Source organism: Micromonospora sp. NPDC047074 (genome assembly GCF_040643815.1).
In the GTDB taxonomy this organism is placed as follows: Bacteria; Actinomycetota; Actinomycetes; order Mycobacteriales; family Micromonosporaceae; genus Micromonospora.
This window is the reverse complement of record NZ_JBEYVB010000043.1, coordinates 20,133-37,251: the sequence shown is the minus strand read 5'-3', so window position 1 is coordinate 37,251 and position 17,119 is coordinate 20,133. Positions and strand designations below refer to the sequence as shown.

Here is a 17,119-nt window from a genome sequence, read left to right as displayed (position 1 = left end):
GATTTTCATCCGCAATGGATCACGCCTCAGTGCGGGCCGTTCGGGTCGTCACGGCAGGGCCGGCTCGGTGGGGCGCGGCTCCGGGCGGTCCTCGGCGCGGGGAGCACGCAGCTCGTCGATGCGTACCAGCGCGACCCCGGAGACGATCAGGGCACCGCCGAGCAGTTGCACCACGGCGGGCAACTCGCCCAGCACCAGCCACGCGATCAGGACGGCGAACATCACCTCGGTCAGCCCGACGAACGACGCCAGCCGGGCGCCGAGGATCCGGGCGCCCGCGATCCCGGCGAGATACGCGACGACGGCGGCGACCAGCGACAGGCCGGCGATCGGCACCAGCCAGCTGGTGTGCTGCCCGGCGAACGTGACCTCACCGAAGGTGGCCCGCAGCGGCAGCACCCCGACCACGCCGAAGAGCAGCAGGACGGCGGCGCCCACGGCCATGCCGCCGCTGGCCATGGCCACCGACGGCAGTCCCTCGTCGACCCGCCCCGCGAGCACGAAGTAGCCGGCGAGGCCGACCGCCGCCCCGAGCCCCCAGAGCACGCCCACCGGATCGAGCCGACCGGCGCCGTTCAGGTCCAGGACGAAGACCAGCCCGGCGAGGGCCGCCACCGAGCCGGCCACGGTCAGCCGGCGGGGACGCTGCCCGTGGACCAGCCACATCCAGACCACCACCAGGATGATGCCGAGATACTCCAGCAGCAGCGCGACGCCGACCGGCAGGTAACGGACCGCGTTGAAGAAGCAGACCTGGGCGGTCGCGACCCCGAGCAGTCCGAAGACGCCGATCGCGGCCAGGTTGCGGCGCAGCACGTGCCACCTGCCCCGCAGGGACAGCGCGGCCGGGATCGCCAGCACCAGCGCGGCGATGCCGACCCGGGCGATCACGGCCGACTCGGCCGACCAGCCCGCGTCGATGAGGGAGCGGGCGAACGTACCCGACGTGGCGAAGGTGACGGCGGAGAGCAGAGCGAGGCCGAGACCGAGCCCGGCGGATGGTTGACGCATCGATCCACTCCCAGTGTCATGAGCTAAATGCCGCTATGCTGATGACGCTAGGCCGGCATGTCGACAGGAGTCAAGTTGCTTTTCACCCATGACACGGAATGCTCCCTGACCGCCGCCGCCGCGCTGGTCAACACCGATGCCCGCGAGGGTGAGGCCCTGCCCGACGTCGCCGCCCTGGACGCGTTCTACATCGCCCACGCCTACACCGGCCGGCACGAGCACACCGCCGACGAACTGCGGGCGGTACGCCGGCTGCGGCCCCGGCTGCGGCGGATCTGGCACGCCGGCACCGACGAGATCGTCGCCATCGTCAACGGCCTGCTCCGCGAGTACGACGCCCTGCCGCAGCTCATCACCCACGGCGACGAGCCGTACCACTTCCACGCGGTGCCGCGCGACGCGCCGCTGGCGGCCCGGATGGCCGTCGAGGCGGCGATGGCGATGGCGGACCTGGTACGCACCGGGGAGCTGGGCAGGCTGCGGATCTGCGACCACCCGGGTTGCGAGAACGTACTGGTGGACCTCTCCAAGAACCGGTCCCGCCGGTTCTGCGACGCGGGCTGCGGCAACCGCGCCGCCGTCTCCGCCTACCGCGCCCGCAGGGCCGCCAGCCGGAGCTGAGCCGACGGCGCGCGCCCGTCCGGGCCGGGACGGCGGCTTCGACACGGAAACGGTGAGGTGCCGCCCGGGCAGACCGACCGCTGCCGCGTCAGGATTCGGTTGCGCGCGGGGTGGTGGCCAGCGCGGACCGGAGCCATTCCCTGTCGAGCTGCCCCATCTGTGCGACCGCAGGCCGGACGCCGGCGGGCACATCGTCGACACGGCAGGCACCGTCAGCACCTGGGAGGTCTCCGAGCGACCCCACCGACCGTCGACGTCTCCGAGTGCTCACCGTCGGCGTCTCCGAGCGGCCCCACCGAACGTCGGCCCAGCGCGAGCTCACCACGAGTCGGGAGTCGTAGCGCTCTGGTCCTGTGCACGGGGCAGCTCGACAGGCGCACCACAGCATCTCGCCCAGCCGGATGGGCGCCCTGACCCGCCCGCCGCAGATCCCGCGGCTCAGGGGTGGGTCATCCGGAGCAGGTCGAGCGCCTCGTCGAGCTGGGTCTCGGTCAGCTTGCCCGAGTCGACATGCCCCCGGGAGATGACCACCTCGCGGATCGAGACCTGCTTGGCCAGTGCCTCCTTGGCGATCGAGGCCGCCTCGTCGTACCCGAGGTAACGGTTGAGCGGGGTGACGATCGACGGTGAGCCCTCCGCGTACGCCAGGCAGACCTCGGCGTCCGCGACCAGGCCGACCACCAGGCGGTCGGCGAAGAGCCGGCTCGACGCGGCGAGCAGGCGCACCGACTCCAGCAGGTTGCGGCCCATCACCGGGAGCATGACGTTCAGCTCGAAGTCGCCCTGGGAGCCGGCGAACCCGACGGCGGCGTCGTTGCCGATCACCTGGGCGCAGACCTGCCGCATCGCCTCGGCGACCACCGGGTTGACCTTGCCGGGCATGATCGACGAGCCGGGCTGGAGGTCGGGGATGCGCAGCTCGCGCAGCCCGGCGCGGGGGCCGGAGCCCATCCACCGGATATCGTTGGCGATCTTGTAAAGGCCGACGGCGATCGTGCGCAACTGGCCCGAGGTCTCCACGAGGGCGTCCCGGGCGCCCTGCGCCTCGAAGTGGTTGCGCGCCTCGGTGAGCGGCAGCCCGGTCGACTCGCGCAGCTTGCCGATCACGGCGGCGGCGAAGCCGAACGGGGTGTTGATCCCGGTGCCCACCGCGGTGCCGCCGAGCGGCAGCTCGGCCAGCCGGGGCAGCGCCCCCTCCAACCGCTCGATGCCGTAGCGGACCTGGGCGGCGTACCCGCCGAACTCCTGCCCGAGGGTCACCGGGGTGGCGTCCATGAGGTGGGTCCGGCCGGCCTTGACCACGGTCTCGAACTCTTCCGCCTTGCCCTCCAGCGCCTCCGCGAGGTGGGCGAGCGCGGGCAGCAGGTCCCGCGCGACGGCCTCGGTGGCCGCCAGGTGGATCGAGGACGGGAAGACGTCGTTACTGGACTGCGAGGCGTTCACGTCGTCGTTCGGGTGCACGTCCCGGCCCAGTTCCCGGCCGGCCAGCGTGGCGATGACCTCGTTCGTGTTCATGTTCGACGAGGTGCCGGAACCGGTCTGGAACACGTCGATCGGGAACTGGTCGTCGTAGCCGCCGTCAGCCACGTGCGCCGCCGCGGCGGCGATGGCCGCGGCCACGTTCGCGTCGATCACGCCCAGCTCGCCGTTGACCTCGGCCGCCGCGCCCTTGATCTGCGCCAGCGCCCGGATCTGGGCCGGCTCGATGCCCCGGCCCGAGATCGGGAAGTTCTGCACCGCGCGCTGGGTCTGCGCCCGCCACAGCGCCTCGGCGGGCACCTCCACCTCGCCCATCGAGTCGCGTTCGATCCGGTAGCCCGTCGCCTCTGGAGTCGTCACGCCCACCATCCTGCCGCGCCGCGCGCCGACGTGCAGATGATCGCACCGAGCACGGGAAAAGGGACCGGGCCGGGCGGCACCCAGAAGTTACGATCATCGAACTCTGACACCAGCGGAAAGGTCCACCTTGCCGAACATCCACGGGGGCTCCACCGGGCGCCGGCGCGCCCGCCGGAACGCCCTCGCCACGACCCTCACCACCCTCGTCACCACCGCGGCCCTCGCCGGAGCCGGCCACCCCGCCGTCGCCGACGCCAACACGCCGCCCGACGTGCCCAGCCAGCTCACCGTTGATTGGAAGCCCTGTGCCGACGGCTTCACCGTGGGCAACACGACGCCGGTACTCACGGCCGAGCTGACCGACTCGGACGCGGTACCGCCATACGTGGCACAGGTCCGCGCGACCTTCGCCTGGTGGCCGGTGAACCAACCGACGCAGCGGACCGAATCGACGACGTTGCACGCGAAGGCTGCCCCGGCCGTGTTCCAGTACCAGGTTCAGGCCGGCGCGTTCGTCGACGGCGGCACGTACGCGTTCCAGGTGCGGGCGACGGACAGCACCGGCGCGATCTCGGCGTGGTCCGCGGAATGCCGATTCACTGTCGACGTGACCGCCCCCGCCCACCCGACGGTGGGCTCGACGGACTACCCGGACGACGGCGGGTGGCACGGCGGGCCCGGCCTCCCCGGGCAATTCACCCTCACGGCGAACGACACCACCGACACGATCGGATTCTGGTACGGCCTGTCGAGTGGGCCCGCGACGTACGTAGCCCTCGACCAGCCCGGCGGCTCGACGACCGTGACCGTCACCCCGACCGAATCCGGGCCGAAAGCTCTCGTCGTCACAGCGGTGGACCGGGCGGGCAACCGCTCGTCCGCCACGACCCACGAATTCCGGGTCACGGACACCAGCCCGACGGTCACCGACGGCAGCCCGACCGCCGGGTACGGCCAGCCGCGCACCCTGACCTTCGCCCCACAGATGGCGGGCGTGGTGGAGTACACGTACCGGCTCAACGACGAGCCGGAGCAGACCGTCGCCGCGACCGCTGACGGCACGTCCACGGTCACCATCACCCCCACCAAGCCGGGCTACAACGACGTCTACGTCCGCAGCCGGACCGCCGACGACGTGCCCTCCGGTGAGCGCCGGTACCGCTTCTACCTGGCCACCAAGCCGACGGTCACCTCCGTCGAGTACCCGCTCGGGCGGACGGGGGCGCCAGCCGGAACGCCCGGCACGTTCGTCTTCCGGCCAGGAATGACCGGGGTCGTGGAGTACGTCTACTCGTTCGACAGCCAGCCCGCCCAGACGATCGCGGCGGGTGCCGACGGGTCGGCGTCGGTGACCTGGACGCCGACGACGGCCGGGCCGCACCGGATCACCGTCCACACGGTCACCGCCGCCGGAATCCAGTCGGAGGCCCTCATCGGCGCCTTCGCCGTCGCCAGGAGGACCTGACCGCCGGCCGATCACGTACGGCTATCCGGCCGGCCGGGGGGTCTCCACCCCGGCCGGCCGGGCGGACCGGTCGGGTCAGCGGCGGCCCACGGTCAACACCGGCTTGGGGGCCGGCTGGTCGTGCAGGCTGGCTGCCGTGCTAGCCCACTCGCGGGCCAGGATGGCGAAGACGAGTTGGTCAGCCCACTCTCCTCTGAACAGATAGCTCTCGACATGGCGAGCTCCACCGTTCCGATGACCTCGGCGTCGGTGGCCACGGCCAGAGTCAAGCAGTCGCCCTCAGCGCGTAGCGCGTCCTCACCCGCCATGGCGAGCACCGACGATCGCGACTCCTGGCGAGTACGCGGCTCGGCGAGCGTCCAGCGGAAGACGTCCGGTCGGCGCTGCCACGAGCACACGTCATCGAGATCATCCAGCGTGATCGGACGCAAGGTGAGTCGCGCGGTACGAATCGGCTACGTCGGTCGGAACATGCAGCGATATCAGGCAGTCTGCGTGGTGGGCTGGCCCGTCAGCGGCGGCCGACCGTCAGCACCGGCTTGGTGACCTCGGCGAAGAAGTCGTTGCCCTTGTCGTCGACCACGATGAAGGCCGGGAAGTCCTCCACCTGGATCTTCCAGACCGCCTCCATGCCCAGCTCCGGGTATTCCAGGACCTCGACGTGCTTGATGCAGTCCTGCGCGAGCCGGGCGGCCGGGCCGCCGATCGAGCCGAGGTAGAAGCCGCCGTGCTGCTGGCAGGAGCGGGTGACCTGGGCGGACCGGTTGCCCTTGGCGAGCATCACCTGGGAGCCGCCCGCGGCCTGGAACTTCTCCACGTACGCGTCCATCCGGCCGGCGGTGGTCGGGCCGAACGAGCCGGACGCGTAGCCCTCCGGCGTCTTGGCCGGGCCGGCGTAGTAGACCGCGTGGTCGCGCAGGTACTGCGGCATCGGCTCACCGGCGTCCAGCCGCTCCGCGATCTTGGCATGCGCGATGTCGCGCGCCACCACGAGCGGGCCGGTCAGCGAGAGCCGGGTCTTCACCGGGTACTTCGACAGCTCGGCGCGGATCTCGTCCATCGGCCGGTTGAGGTCGACCCGGACCACCTCGGACGCGTCGAGCGTCTCGTCGGTGACGTCGGGCAGGTAACGCGCCGGGTCGGTCTCGAGTCGCTCCAGCCACACGCCCGACGGGGTGATCTTGGCGACCGCCTGCCGGTCGGCCGAGCAGGAGACGGCGATCGCCACGGGGCAGGACGCGCCGTGCCGGGGCAGCCGGACCACCCGTACGTCGTGGCAGAAGTAGCGCCCGCCGAACTGCGCGCCGATGCCGAAGTTGCGGGTCAGCTCCAGCACCTCCGCCTCCAGCTCCAGGTCACGGAAGCCGTGCGCGGTCATCGAGCCGGAGGTGGGCAGCGCGTCGAGGTACTTGGCGCTGGCGTACTTGGCGGTCTTCAACGCGTACTCGCCGGAGGTGCCGCCGATGACGATGGCGAGGTGGTAGGGCGGGCAGGCCGACGTGCCGATCAGCCGCAGCTTCTCCTCCAGGAACTGCATCATCCGCGTCGGGTTCAGCAGTGCCTTGGTCTCCTGGTAGAGGTACGACTTGTTGGCCGAACCGCCGCCCTTGGCCATGAAGAGGAACTTGTACGCGTCCGGGTGCCCGTCCGGGTCCTCCGCGTAGATCTCGACCTGGGCCGGCAGGTTGCTGCCGGTGTTGCGCTCCTCCCACATGGTGAGCGGGGCGAGCTGCGAGTAGCGCAGGTTGAGCCGGGTGTACGCCTGGTAGACGCCGCGCGAGACGGCCTCGGCGTCACTGCCGTCGGTGAGCACGTGCCGGCCCCGCTTGCCCATCACGATCGCGGTGCCGGTGTCCTGACACATCGGCAGGACGCCGCCGGCCGCGATGTTGGCGTTACGCAGCAGGTCGAGCGCGACGAACCGGTCGTTGGGCGAGGCCGCCGGGTCGTCGATGATCGACCGCAGCTGGGCCAGGTGCGCGGGGCGCAGGAAGTGCGCGATGTCGTGCATCGCCTCGGCGGTCAGCGCGGTGAGCGCGGCCGGCTCCACGGTGAGGAACCGGCGGCCCCCCGGACCGTTGACGACGTCGACGCCCTCGTCGGTGACCAGGCGGTATTCCGTCTGGTCCGGACCGGTCGGCAGCAGGGGAGCATACGAGAACGCGGCGGCACTGCTCATGAGCGGAAAGCCTAGGGCAGAAGGTTCGATCAGTCCCACCCGCCGGGTGGGTCCTGGGACGACGCTCTCACCCGTCGCAGAGTTCCCGCTTCGGGCCGCAGCTGTCCTCCGGTTCGGGAACCCCTGCCGTGCCACCGGGGCCGGGCACGCCACCGTCGCCCGTCCGGCCGGGGGCGACGGGCGCGCCGCCGAAGCGGACGTACCCGATCTCCCGCCCCTCACCGATGACCATGCCCTGCGGGCCGACGGCGAGGGCGTTCGCGGAGGTACGCAGGCTCGCCAGCTCCCGCCCGGTACGCGGGTCCACCGCCACCAGCCGGGACGGCTTCTCGTCGGCGAGCACGGCCGCGTACGGGGTGAGCGCGGCGCCCGCCTTCGCCCCGGCCGGCCGGGTCCACCGGACCCGGCCGGTGCCCAGCTCACGGCTGGCGACCGCGCTCTTGTCGGCGGTGCGGACCAGGGCGTACCGGTCGTCGACCGCGAGCAGCTTCTCCCCGGGGGCGGCGGTGAGCAGCAGCCGCCCGTCGTAGCCGTCGAGGACCGCCTCGCGGGCGTCCGGGGCCACCCCGATCAGCACGCTCCGCGCGCCGTACGGATCCTCCCGCTGTACGCAGCCGGCGCTGTCGGCGGTCCGCAGGTTGACCCCCGTCCGCTGCCACGCCTCCCGCCCGGTCGCGGGGTCGCGGCCGGAGATGGCGAAGTAGCAGGCGCCGTCCTGGGATCGGGCGGTGATCCGCAGCAGCCGGCCGCCGACCACCGACAGTCGCTCGTCCCGCCCGGGCTCGACGTCCTGGAGCACCCGCCCGGTGGCGGTGTCGAGCACGTGCACCCGGCCGTCGATGGGGAAGCCGAGCAGCGGCGGCACGGGCTCCGGGCCCGCCACCTTCTCGTCGATCCGGACGGCGTCGAGCCGGCGGGTGCCGAGCAGGCCCGGGTTGTCGCCGAGCAGGCCGCTGCGCACCCCGGGCACGAAGGCCGTCCACAGCGGGGCGGTGCCGCGTGCGTCCCAGGCGCTGATCGTGCAGTCGGTGGCGGCGACGCAGCGGGCGTCGAGCAGCATGTTGCGGTACGTCCAGACGGCCACCGCGTCGTCGTCGCGTCGCCGCGTGGCGCCGGTCGCCGGGTCCAGCACCTCGTACCCCTTGACGAGCAGCTTGCCCACGACGACGACGGCGTCCCGGTCGCCGCCGGCCGCAGCGGCCCAGTCGGCCTTGCGTTCCCACAGTTGGGTGCCGGTGGCGAGGCTGCGCGCCTCCACCCGGGTGCGCTGCTCGACCACCACGACGTCGCCGGCGATGGTCACGCTGCGCGGGGTGCCGCCGACGCGCTGCTGCCAGACCACGTCCGGCTCCGAGATCGGCTCACTCCGGTCGACCCAGTCCCACATCCCGGGGAACGGATTCCACACTCCGGTCGCGGCGAGCGCGACGACCACGATCAGCGCGAGCAGGAACCCGCCACGCCATCCCCGGAGGCCGCCCGCCTTCGCCACACGCACACGGTAGCGACGACCGCCGAACTCCCGCGCTCCCCCACCCCGTGTCGCCGCCCTTTTCTCTCCGCCCCAGGTGTAAGGAAGGGCCCCCTGTTATCGCTTTCTGTAGAGGAAGGGTCCCTTCCTTACAGCTCGGCGGCGGAGCGGACCAGGGGGAGGGTGCGGTAGGGGATCTGTTCGGCCAGGGCGATGATCGTCGAGGCGCGGCGGATGCCCTCGTACGAGACGATCTGGTCGATCACCCGCTGGAGGTCGGTGTTCGAGCGGGTCACGATCCGGCAGAGCAGGTCGCTGGAGCCGGTGATGGTGTGCGCCTCCAGCACCTCGGGGATCGCGGCCAGGTGCGCGGCGACCGGGTCGTGCCCGTGCCGCTGACTGATCTCCAGGGTGACGAAGCTGGTCACCCCGAACCCGATCGCCGCCGGGGAGATCTCGGGCCCGAACCCGCCGACGACCCCCCGCTCGACGAGCTTGTCCAGCCGGGCCTGCACGGTGCCCCGGGCGACCCCGAGGCGCCGGGAGCACTCCAGCACCCCGATCCGCGGCTCCTCGGCGAGCAGTTCGATCAGCCGCGCGTCGAGGGCGTCGAGCTGTGCAACCTGACCAGCGTTCATGCCGGTACACCCTACTGAATGCGCAACCTGACCAGGGTTTCATCCGACAGTTGCCCAGTACGGCGCCGCACCGCGATCCTCACGGCAGAGGCAACGAAGCACAGGAGCCGACCAACGGCGGCGGCCGGACCGGCCGACCGGTACTTGAGGGAGACCGCGATGACCCAGGCGATCGACCGACCCCACGCGACCGACGACGTCGACCTCGACGTGCTCGTCGGCGCCGTCGACCACGACATCAGCCGCGACCCGTTCCCGGTCAGGGGCCTCGACCACGTGCACTTCCTGGTGGGCAACGCCAAGCAGGCCGCGCACTACTACTCCACCGCGTTCGGCATGACCTGTGTGGCGTACCGGGGGCCGGAGCAGGGCTACCGCGACCACGCCGAGTACGTGCTGACCAGCGGCTCGGCCCGGTTCGTGCTGACCGGCGCGGTCCGTCCCGGCGCCGACGGCTCCGAACACGTCGCGAAGCACAGCGACGGGGTCAGCGACATCGCGTTGGAGGTGCCCGACGTCGACGCCGCGTACGCGCACGCCACCGCGCAGGGCGCCACCGGCCTGGTCGAGCCGCACGACGTCAGCGACGAGCACGGCACCGTCCGGCTGGCCGCCGTCGCGACGTACGGCGACACCCGGCACACCCTGGTCGACCGGTCCCGTTACACCGGCCCGTTCCTGCCCGGCTTCGTGGCCCGCGGGCCGATCGTGGACCGGCAGCCGATGATCGACGCCGGCATCCAGCCGAAGCGCTTCTTCCAGGCGGTCGACCACGTGGTCGGCAACGTCGAGCTCGGCCGGATGGACGAGTGGGTCGAGTTCTACAAGCGGGTCATGGGCTTCTCCAACATGGCCGAGTTCATCGGCGACGACATCGCCACCGACTACTCGGCGCTGATGAGCAAGGTCGTCGCCAACGGCACCCGCAAGGTGAAGTTCCCGCTCAACGAGCCGGCGATGGCCCGCAAGAAGTCGCAGATCGACGAGTACCTGGAGTTCTACCAGGGCCCGGGCGCCCAGCACATCGCCGTCGCCACCAACGACATCCTGGCCAGCGTCGACGCGATGCGCGCGGCCGGCGTCGACTTCCTGGACACCCCCGACTCGTACTACGACGACCCGGAGCTGCGCGCCCGGATCGGCCAGGTGCGGGTGCCGATCGAGGAGCTGAAGGCCCGCAAGATCCTGGTGGACCGGGACGAGGACGGCTACCTGCTCCAGATCTTCACCAAGCCGGTGCAGGACCGCCCGACGGTCTTCTTCGAGCTGATCGAGCGGCACGGCTCGCTCGGCTTCGGCAAGGGCAACTTCAAGGCGCTCTTCGAGGCCATCGAGCGTGAGCAGGAGAAGCGCGGCAACCTGTAACACTGACGGCGTGACGCAGCCACCGACGTACCCGACGCCGCCGGCTGGTGGGCCCTCGCCCGCCGCCGGCGGCTTCGCGCCGCCTTCCGGTCCCGCCAACCAGGCGTACGCGGTGCCGCCGCAGTACGCCCCACCCGGTCAACTCCCGCCGCCCGGCTGGACTCCGCCCCCGGGTTCGGTTCCGCCGCCCGGCTGGGCCGGGCCGCCCCGCCCGACGGTCGCCCCGAACGGCCAGCCCTTGGCCAGCTTCGGCGACCGGCTGCTCGCCGCGCTGATCGACGGCGCGCTGAGCGCGCTGGTGGCGATGCTCCTCTTCCTGCCACCCTTCCTGATCCTGTGGTGGGACATGATGACCGAGCTCACCCGGACCAACCCGGACGGCACCCTCGCCGAGACCGACCCCTCGTCGTTCCTGACGGACTTCATGCTGCCGATCCTGCTGCTCGAACTGGGCCTGATGGTGGTGATGATCGGGCTCTACTGGCTCTACCACGTGGAGTACATGAAGCGCACCGGGCAGACGTTCGGCAAGCGGGTGATGAAGCTGCGGATCGTGCCGCTCGACCCGGCCGCCACGCTGGACCGCCGGATGGCCGGCAAGCGGTACGCCGTGCAGTACGTCGCCGCCATGCTCCTGCCCGGCCTCAGCTACCTCGACGGGCTCTGGCAACTGTGGGACAAGCCCTGGCAGCAGTGCCTCCACGACAAGTTCGCCGGCACCGTCGTCGTTAAGGTGTCTGCGTGAACGAGCGCAGCGAGGCCAGGCCATGAGCATCGGACCGGGCTGGTACGTCGACCCGGCCGATCCGGACACCCGGCGCTACTGGGACGGTGAGGGCTGGATCGGCGCGCCGATCCCCGTCGACGCCACCCCGCCCGAGGGTCCGCCGCCACCCGAGCCGCCGCCCACACCCGCCCCGGAGTCGCCGGCGGCCCCGGTCTCCGCACCGGGCGCCCCCGCGGGCCAGCCGATACCGGGTCAGCCCACACCGGGCCAGCCCATGCCCGGGCAGCCGTACCCCTGGCAACCGTCGCAGGGGCACGGCCAGCCGCAGGGCCCGCCGCCCGGCTGGCCGGCCGAGGGTTGGCCCGGGCGTCCGCCGGAGCCCCGCCCGCACGGGCTCCCACTCGCCGGCTTCGGCGCCCGGCTGGTCGCCCGGCTGATCGACTTCGCCATCGTCTTCGCGCTGAACGCGGTGGTGAACGGCTGGTTCGTCTGGCGGCTGATCGAGGAGGTCACGCCGTACTGGCGGGAGGTGTTCCGGCGGGCGATGGCCGGGGACACCTCCACCGAGGGGCTCCCCCAGCCCAGCGAGCAGGCCGGCGGCCTCCAGATCGTCATCCTGCTGATCGCCACCGCGCTCTGGCTCGCGTACGAGGTGCCGCCGATGGCCTCGGGCGGGCAGACCTTCGGCAAGCGGCTGGTGGGCGTCAAGGTGGTGCCGATGAGCGCGGACCAGCCGCTCGGTTTCAGCCGGGCGCTGCGTCGGTGGAACACCCTCGGCCTGCCCACCCTGCTGTGGTACTGCTGCGGCCTGGGCCTGCTGCTCCAACTCGTCGACGCCCTGTCCCCGCTCTTCGACCACCCGCTGCGTCAGGCGTTGCACGACAAGCGGGCACAGACCGTGGTGGTCCAGCTTCCCCGCACCGCCCGGCCCGGGAACACCGCCCCGAAAGACCGGAGCACCGGTAACGACCGGGCCACAGGGCACGACCGGACCGCAGGCAACGACCGGAGCAGCCCCGACGACCGCACCGACCCCCCGGGAGGCACCCCATGACCGATCCCGCACGTCAGCAGCCGGAGCTGCGGCTGACCCGCGCCGACCTGGACACGCTGCCCAACTACGTGCCCGGCCGCAGCCCGGCCGACCTCGCCCGCGAGCTGGGGCTCCCCGAGGCGATCAAGCTGGCCAGCAACGAGGTGCCGTACGGGCCGCTGCCCGGCGTGGTGGAGGCCGTGGCCGAGGCCGTCGCGGGGGTGCACCGATACCCGGACATGGGCGTGGTCGCGCTGCGTGAGGCGCTGGCCGAGCGGTACGGCGTGGACGCCGACCGGATCGCCACCGGCTGCGGGTCGGTGGCGCTGGCCGAGCACCTCGTCCGGGCCACCTGCCTGCCCGGTGACGAGTTCCTCTACGCCTGGCGCTCCTTCGAGGCGTACCCGATCATCGCGGCGACCAGCGGCGCGACCAGCGTGCGGGTGCCCAACGACGCCGGGCACGGGCACGACCTGGCGGCGATGGCGGCGGCGGTGACGGACCGGACCCGGCTCGTGGTGGTCTGCAACCCCAACAACCCCACCGGCACCTCGCTGCGCCGGGCGGAGCTGGACCGGTTCCTCGACACGATCGGCGAGGACGTGCTGGTCGTGATCGACGAGGCGTACCGCGAGTTCGTGACCGACCCGGAGGTGCCGGACGGCCTCAGCTACCTCGACCGGCCCAACGTCGTGGTGCTGCGGACGCTCTCCAAGGCCTGGGGCCTGGCCGGCCTGCGGATCGGCTTCCTGGTCGCCCAGCCGGCGGTGGCGGCGGCCGTACGCAAGGTCGTCACGCCGTTCTCCAGCAACATGGCCGCCCAGGCGGGCGCGCTCGCCGCGCTGGCCCAGGAGGACGAGGTGCGGCGGCGGTGCGCGCTCGTGGTGGCCGAACGCGACCGGGTGACCGAGGCGCTGCGCAAGCTCGTCCCGGAGGTGCCGGACAGCCAGGCCAACTTCGTCTGGCTGCCGCTGGGCGACCGGGCGGTGGACTTCGGCAAGGCGTGTGAGGCGCGGGGCGTGATCGTCCGGCCGTTCGCGGGCGACGGGGTGCGGGTGACCATCGGCACGCCGGCCGAGAACGACGCCTTCCTGGCCGCGGCGGAGTCCGCGCTGGCCTGAGCCCGGGCCGTCCGGTCCGGTCCGCCATCCCCTCGCGGACCGGACCGGACGGCTCAGGCGGCCGTCGCCGACTGCCGGAGCCGGGTCCGGCGGCGGTACGCGTAGACCGCGAACAGCACCAGGACCAGCCCCGAGGTGGCCAGCCCTCCGGTGAGCACCTGGTCGGAGCGGTCGACGGCGCTGGCGGCGACCGGGACGGGCCCGAAGGTGACCGGGCCGGCGGCGGAGCGCTTCGTCCAGCCGCTGGCCAGGTCGAGCTTCGCGGCCCACGGCCCGTCCGGCAGCCGACGGTCCAGGGCCACCCGGACGGTCGTGCTGCCGTTCAGCGCGAGGGTGCCCGCCTCCACCTTCACCGGCCCGACCGCGAGCCCGCCCGGGCCCTCGGCGAGCCGCAGCTCGCCGGCCAGGTCGAGGGCCCGCTTGCCGGTGTTGCGCACCTGCGCGGTCAGGACGGGGGTTCCGTCCTTCTCCCGCCCACCGGCGAGCGGGCCGATCTCGAAGCCGGAGGGCGGCTCCCCGCCCGGCCCGACGGAGAGGTAGACCCGGATCCCGGCCCGGCCGACGTTGCGCACGTTCCGTCCGTCCACGCCGGCGACCTCGGCCCAGATCACCGCGTACCGCTCGCCGGCCTCGGCCCTGCGCGGCACGGCGATGGTGACCAGGGCCTCGACCTCCTCGCCGGGGGCCAGCGTCTCCTCCGCCGGCTCGACGTCGATCCAACTGCTCAGCTCGTTCTCGGTGCGGTCCGGGGCGAGGACGAACCCTTTCTCCGTCACGTCGGCGGCGGCGGCGTAGAGGGCGGCTGTCCGGCGGACCTCCGAATCGTTCTGCACCACGATCCGCCGCTTGATCGTCGTGCCGGGCCGGACGTGGTCCACGACGTACTTGTGCGCCCGGGTGTCGTCACGCCGGTCGACCGGGGCGTCGAGCAGCCGTATCCCGACCGTCGTCGCGGGTCCGCTCGGACCGGGCTGCGCCGAGGGACGGGGTGAGCCGTCCCGCCCGATCGGCTCGACGGCCGGCACGTCCGCCTCGGGGACCTCCGGCTCGGCGAGCACCGGCGGCTGGCTGGCGTACGCCGACACGGGCCGCGCGGCCGACGCCGGCACCCCGGCCGTGACCAGGACGGTCACGACCAGGGCAAGGGCGCGGGCGCGGTCATGCCACCGAATGGGTGATCACTCCCGTGTAGGTGCCGCCGACGGCGGTCGCCGGTACGGCGATCCGGACGTCCGGGGCCCAGGCGACGGAGTTGTTGCCGCTGCCCGACGTCTTCGAGAAGGCGGTGCGGGGCGCGCTCAGGCTCACCGCGTCCGTCTGGGTGGGCTGCCCGGGCACGACGGTGCCGGTGCCGGTGACGGCGGTCGCCTGCCCGGACCAGTACTCGACGAGGGCCGGCGAGATGGTCTCCTCGGCCGTCCCGCTGCCGGTGGTGAAGGCGCTGGACGACACGGTGGTCACCCAGGTGGCGGCGAGCGCGGCCCGGCTGTCGGTGACCTTGACGGTGCCGAGTTCGCCGGTGAGGACGCCGCCGGAGAAGACGGAGCCGAGGTTCACCGCCGGGGGAACGCTGATGTTCAGGTCGGCGGTCGCCACGGTGAAGGTGACGACGGTGTCGCCGGTCGGCGCGGCCACGGCGGGCGTCGCCAGGGCCACCACGGCGGCCGCGGCGGCTGCGGCGACAGGCAGGGCAAGAAGTGGCTTCTTCATGCGGTCACGCTATTACCTACAGACGGCACACTAAGGCCCTTTCCAGACAAACCACCCATCAAGCGACAGAGTGGGTGATGGTGCCCCGATAGGTTCCGCCGACGACCTCGACGGGGATGGCGATCCGGACAGTCGGCACCCAGGCCACGGTGTTGTTGCCGTTTCCGCCGGTCTTGCGGAACGCCTCGCGAGCGGCACCCAGGGTCACCGCCTGTACGGCGGTGAGCTGCCCGGGCACCAGCACCCCGCCACCGGTGCTGCGCACTGCCGGGCCGGACCAGTACGAGACCTGACCGTTGGCGATGGTCCGCTGCGGGCCACCCGCGCCGGTGACGAAGACGGTGGCGGAGACCGTGGCGACCCACGCGTTGGGGTTGACCGGCCCGCGCGAGTCGCGCACCTCGACCGTGCCCAACTGACCGGCCAGGATGCCGCCGGCGAGGCCGCTGCCGAGGCCGACCGAGGCGGGCACGGTGATGTCCACCCCCACCGTTCGGGCGAGCCGGACGGTTCGAGCGGCCGGCGCGGCGTCGGCGGGCGACGCGGTGACAAGGATCAGGATCGCGCCCAACAGGGCGGCCAGGAGACGCACAGGTGGGACTATAGGTAACTTATGCCCGTTTTGTCGAGAACCCTGCCCGGTCCGGCGTTTCACGTCGCCGCGAAGATCACCGGCTCGGAGGTGAGGTAGTAGCGCTGGTCGTCCCCGGTCGGGTCGACCGGCTTACGGAGCCGTTCCACGGCCACGAACCCGTCGGCCGCGTACGCCGCCCCGGGCGCCCAGCCGATGCCGTCCGAGCCGGCGTTCAGCGCGAACCAGGACCGCTGCGCCCCCGTCGCGGGATCCAGCGTCACCAGGTCGTTCGTCCCGGTCAGCAGGTGCACCCGATCGGCCTGCACGGCGACCAGCCGCGCCTGCGACAGGCCGGAACGGCGCCACAGCTCCGCGCCCGTACGGGGCGCACGGCCCACCGCCGCCCCGTCGACGACCGTCACAGCCGTACCGCCGACGAGTTCGGCGTCCGGCCGGTCCAGGGCCGGGGCGGCGACCGGCTCGCCGGCACCGAGCAGCCAGCCCCGACCCGTGTCGTCGCCCGGCGCGGCCGTCCGCAGCCCGGTGCAGCCGGTCCGGCCGGTCCCGCACCCCACCGGGGTCGCCACCAGCTCGTCGCCGGCACCGGGTGGCCGCCAGCGGAGGCCCACCGCGCCGGTCACGGCGTCGCGGAACTCCACCACGGCCGGCCCCGCGCAGGAGTCGACGGTGATCAGGTGCCCGGACGCGCTCGTGCCCGCGACATCCCGGCAACCGGTCGCGTCCTCGCCGGGCGGCACCGTGACCGTGGTGTGGGACCGCCACAGCTCACGGCCGTCAGCCAGGTCGACGGCACGCACGTGCGCCGCCCCGGCCACCACCACGGTCTGCCGGCCGTCGGGTGCCCGGGCCACGAAGACGCCCCGGGGATCCCAGACCATCGCCGCCCCTGTGCGCCGGACCGCCCGGTCCCCGACTGGCGCCGGCCCGTCCGCCCGCCAGGCGACCTGGCCGGTCCGCGCGTCCAGGGCCACCAGCCGCCCGTCCGACCAGCGGGTGACCACCGTCGTTCCGCTCGCCACCACCCCGTCCAACGCCGCCGGCCAGCGGCGGTACGACCAGTACGGGGTCGTCCGGTGCCGCCCGTCGACCGGCCGGTCCGCGTAGACCTGGCGGTGGGCCGCGTAGACGCGCAGCCGGCCGTCCACGACCAGCGGGGCGACGGGCAGCCGGCCGACCACACCGGGACTCGGGGTAACGGCCGGCGGATACCCGGCCCGGGCGGGCGTGCTGACTTCGGCGGGGGCGAGTACCCGGTACACCGTCGCCGCGACGGCGGCCGTGGCGAGCAGCGCCGCGACCGCCACCGCGATCCGCCGCCGGCCCTTCGGGAACCCCATGCCGCAC

At 72.8% G+C, this 17,119-nt stretch carries 16 protein-coding genes; 6 read left to right on the top strand and 10 right to left on the bottom strand.

Annotated elements, in window-relative coordinates; all coding sequences use genetic code 11:
• Positions 1-48 precede the first annotated feature (48 nt).
• Positions 49-1,011 (bottom strand): EamA family transporter, encoded by a 963-nt coding sequence (locus tag ABZ809_RS30270; RefSeq protein WP_357566030.1) that lies wholly within the window; start codon positions 1,009-1,011, stop codon positions 49-51.
• Between the two features lie 75 nt (positions 1,012-1,086).
• Between ABZ809_RS30270 and ABZ809_RS30265 the strand changes: the two genes are divergently transcribed.
• Positions 1,087-1,632, top strand: coding sequence for a CGNR zinc finger domain-containing protein (locus ABZ809_RS30265; protein WP_357566029.1), 546 nt, complete (start codon positions 1,087-1,089; stop codon positions 1,630-1,632).
• 438 nt (positions 1,633-2,070) lie between these two features.
• Here ABZ809_RS30265 and ABZ809_RS30260 read toward each other — a convergent pair whose 3' ends face one another.
• Complete coding sequence (locus ABZ809_RS30260; RefSeq protein WP_357566028.1) at positions 2,071-3,480, bottom strand: class II fumarate hydratase; 1,410 nt, start codon at positions 3,478-3,480, stop codon at positions 2,071-2,073.
• A gap of 118 nt (positions 3,481-3,598) precedes the next feature.
• Between ABZ809_RS30260 and ABZ809_RS30255 the strand changes: the two genes are divergently transcribed.
• Positions 3,599-4,936 (top strand): hypothetical protein, encoded by a 1,338-nt coding sequence (locus tag ABZ809_RS30255; RefSeq protein WP_357566027.1) that lies wholly within the window; start codon positions 3,599-3,601, stop codon positions 4,934-4,936.
• 92 nt (positions 4,937-5,028) lie between these two features.
• On the opposite strand, the gene ABZ809_RS30250 is transcribed toward ABZ809_RS30255, so the two are convergent.
• The 4 genes from ABZ809_RS30250 to ABZ809_RS30235 form a co-directional block, all read right to left on the bottom strand.
• Positions 5,029-5,334: a hypothetical protein gene (locus tag ABZ809_RS30250; RefSeq protein ID WP_357566051.1), complete on the bottom strand. Its 306-nt coding sequence runs from the start codon at positions 5,332-5,334 to the stop codon at positions 5,029-5,031.
• 113 nt (positions 5,335-5,447) lie between these two features.
• Positions 5,448-7,115: a fumarate hydratase gene (locus ABZ809_RS30245; protein WP_357566025.1), complete on the bottom strand. Its 1,668-nt coding sequence runs from the start codon at positions 7,113-7,115 to the stop codon at positions 5,448-5,450.
• 67 nt (positions 7,116-7,182) lie between these two features.
• Positions 7,183-8,553 carry a PQQ-binding-like beta-propeller repeat protein gene (locus ABZ809_RS30240; protein WP_357566050.1) on the bottom strand — a complete coding sequence of 457 codons (1,371 nt, stop codon included), beginning with the start codon at positions 8,551-8,553 and terminating at the stop codon, positions 7,183-7,185.
• A gap of 182 nt (positions 8,554-8,735) precedes the next feature.
• Entirely contained in the window at positions 8,736-9,224 is a 489-nt protein-coding gene (locus ABZ809_RS30235; RefSeq protein WP_357566024.1) for an Lrp/AsnC family transcriptional regulator, read from the bottom strand.
• A 159-nt stretch (positions 9,225-9,383) separates the two neighbouring features.
• Between ABZ809_RS30235 and hppD the strand changes: the two genes are divergently transcribed.
• From hppD to hisC, 4 genes are read left to right on the top strand one after another with little or no spacing between them, the layout of a single operon-like run.
• A complete protein-coding gene (gene hppD, locus ABZ809_RS30230; RefSeq protein ID WP_357566023.1) occupies positions 9,384-10,589 on the top strand; it encodes a 4-hydroxyphenylpyruvate dioxygenase in 1,206 nt (401 codons plus the stop codon).
• Between the two features lie 10 nt (positions 10,590-10,599).
• Positions 10,600-11,334, top strand: coding sequence for an RDD family protein (locus tag ABZ809_RS30225; protein ID WP_357566022.1), 735 nt, complete (start codon positions 10,600-10,602; stop codon positions 11,332-11,334).
• Positions 11,335-11,356: 22 nt separating this feature from the next.
• Positions 11,357-12,370 (top strand): RDD family protein, encoded by a 1,014-nt coding sequence (locus ABZ809_RS30220; protein ID WP_357566021.1) that lies wholly within the window; start codon positions 11,357-11,359, stop codon positions 12,368-12,370.
• On the top strand, positions 12,367-13,470 hold the full coding sequence (hisC, locus tag ABZ809_RS30215) for a histidinol-phosphate transaminase (protein WP_357566020.1): 1,104 nt from the start codon (positions 12,367-12,369) through the stop codon (positions 13,468-13,470). The genes ABZ809_RS30220 and hisC overlap by 4 nt, the downstream gene beginning before the upstream one ends.
• Before the next feature lie 53 nt (positions 13,471-13,523).
• Here hisC and ABZ809_RS30210 read toward each other — a convergent pair whose 3' ends face one another.
• Genes ABZ809_RS30210 through ABZ809_RS30195 form a run of 4 tightly spaced genes read right to left on the bottom strand, consistent with a single transcriptional unit; the run spans position 13,524 to position 17,112 of the window.
• Entirely contained in the window at positions 13,524-14,603 is a 1,080-nt protein-coding gene (locus ABZ809_RS30210) for a hypothetical protein (RefSeq protein ID WP_357566019.1), read from the bottom strand.
• A 25-nt stretch (positions 14,604-14,628) separates the two neighbouring features.
• Entirely contained in the window at positions 14,629-15,180 is a 552-nt protein-coding gene (locus tag ABZ809_RS30205) for a hypothetical protein (protein WP_357566018.1), read from the bottom strand.
• Positions 15,181-15,238: 58 nt separating this feature from the next.
• Positions 15,239-15,772 carry a hypothetical protein gene (locus ABZ809_RS30200; protein ID WP_357566017.1) on the bottom strand — a complete coding sequence of 178 codons (534 nt, stop codon included), beginning with the start codon at positions 15,770-15,772 and terminating at the stop codon, positions 15,239-15,241.
• Between the two features lie 59 nt (positions 15,773-15,831).
• Positions 15,832-17,112, bottom strand: a complete 1,281-nt coding sequence (locus ABZ809_RS30195) for a PQQ-binding-like beta-propeller repeat protein (protein ID WP_357566016.1) — start codon at positions 17,110-17,112, stop codon at positions 15,832-15,834.
• Between the last annotated feature and the right edge of the window lie 7 nt (positions 17,113-17,119).

Excerpts from the sequence above, each read along its gene's own strand:
- hppD (WP_357566023.1), top strand. The coding sequence starts at position 9,384 with ATGACCCAGGCGATCGACCGACCCCACGCGACCGACGACGTCGACCTC.
- ABZ809_RS30245 (WP_357566025.1), bottom strand. The coding sequence starts at position 7,115 with ATGAGCAGTGCCGCCGCGTTCTCGTATGCTCCCCTGCTGCCGACCGGT.
- hisC (WP_357566020.1), top strand. The coding sequence starts at position 12,367 with ATGACCGATCCCGCACGTCAGCAGCCGGAGCTGCGGCTGACCCGCGCC.
- ABZ809_RS30260 (WP_357566028.1), bottom strand. The coding sequence starts at position 3,480 with ATGGTGGGCGTGACGACTCCAGAGGCGACGGGCTACCGGATCGAACGC.
- ABZ809_RS30220 (WP_357566021.1), top strand. The coding sequence starts at position 11,357 with ATGAGCATCGGACCGGGCTGGTACGTCGACCCGGCCGATCCGGACACC.
- ABZ809_RS30195 (WP_357566016.1), bottom strand. The coding sequence starts at position 17,112 with ATGGGGTTCCCGAAGGGCCGGCGGCGGATCGCGGTGGCGGTCGCGGCG.
- ABZ809_RS30270 (WP_357566030.1), bottom strand. The coding sequence starts at position 1,011 with ATGCGTCAACCATCCGCCGGGCTCGGTCTCGGCCTCGCTCTGCTCTCC.
- ABZ809_RS30205 (WP_357566018.1), bottom strand. The coding sequence starts at position 15,180 with ATGAAGAAGCCACTTCTTGCCCTGCCTGTCGCCGCAGCCGCCGCGGCC.
- ABZ809_RS30235 (WP_357566024.1), bottom strand. The coding sequence starts at position 9,224 with ATGAACGCTGGTCAGGTTGCACAGCTCGACGCCCTCGACGCGCGGCTG.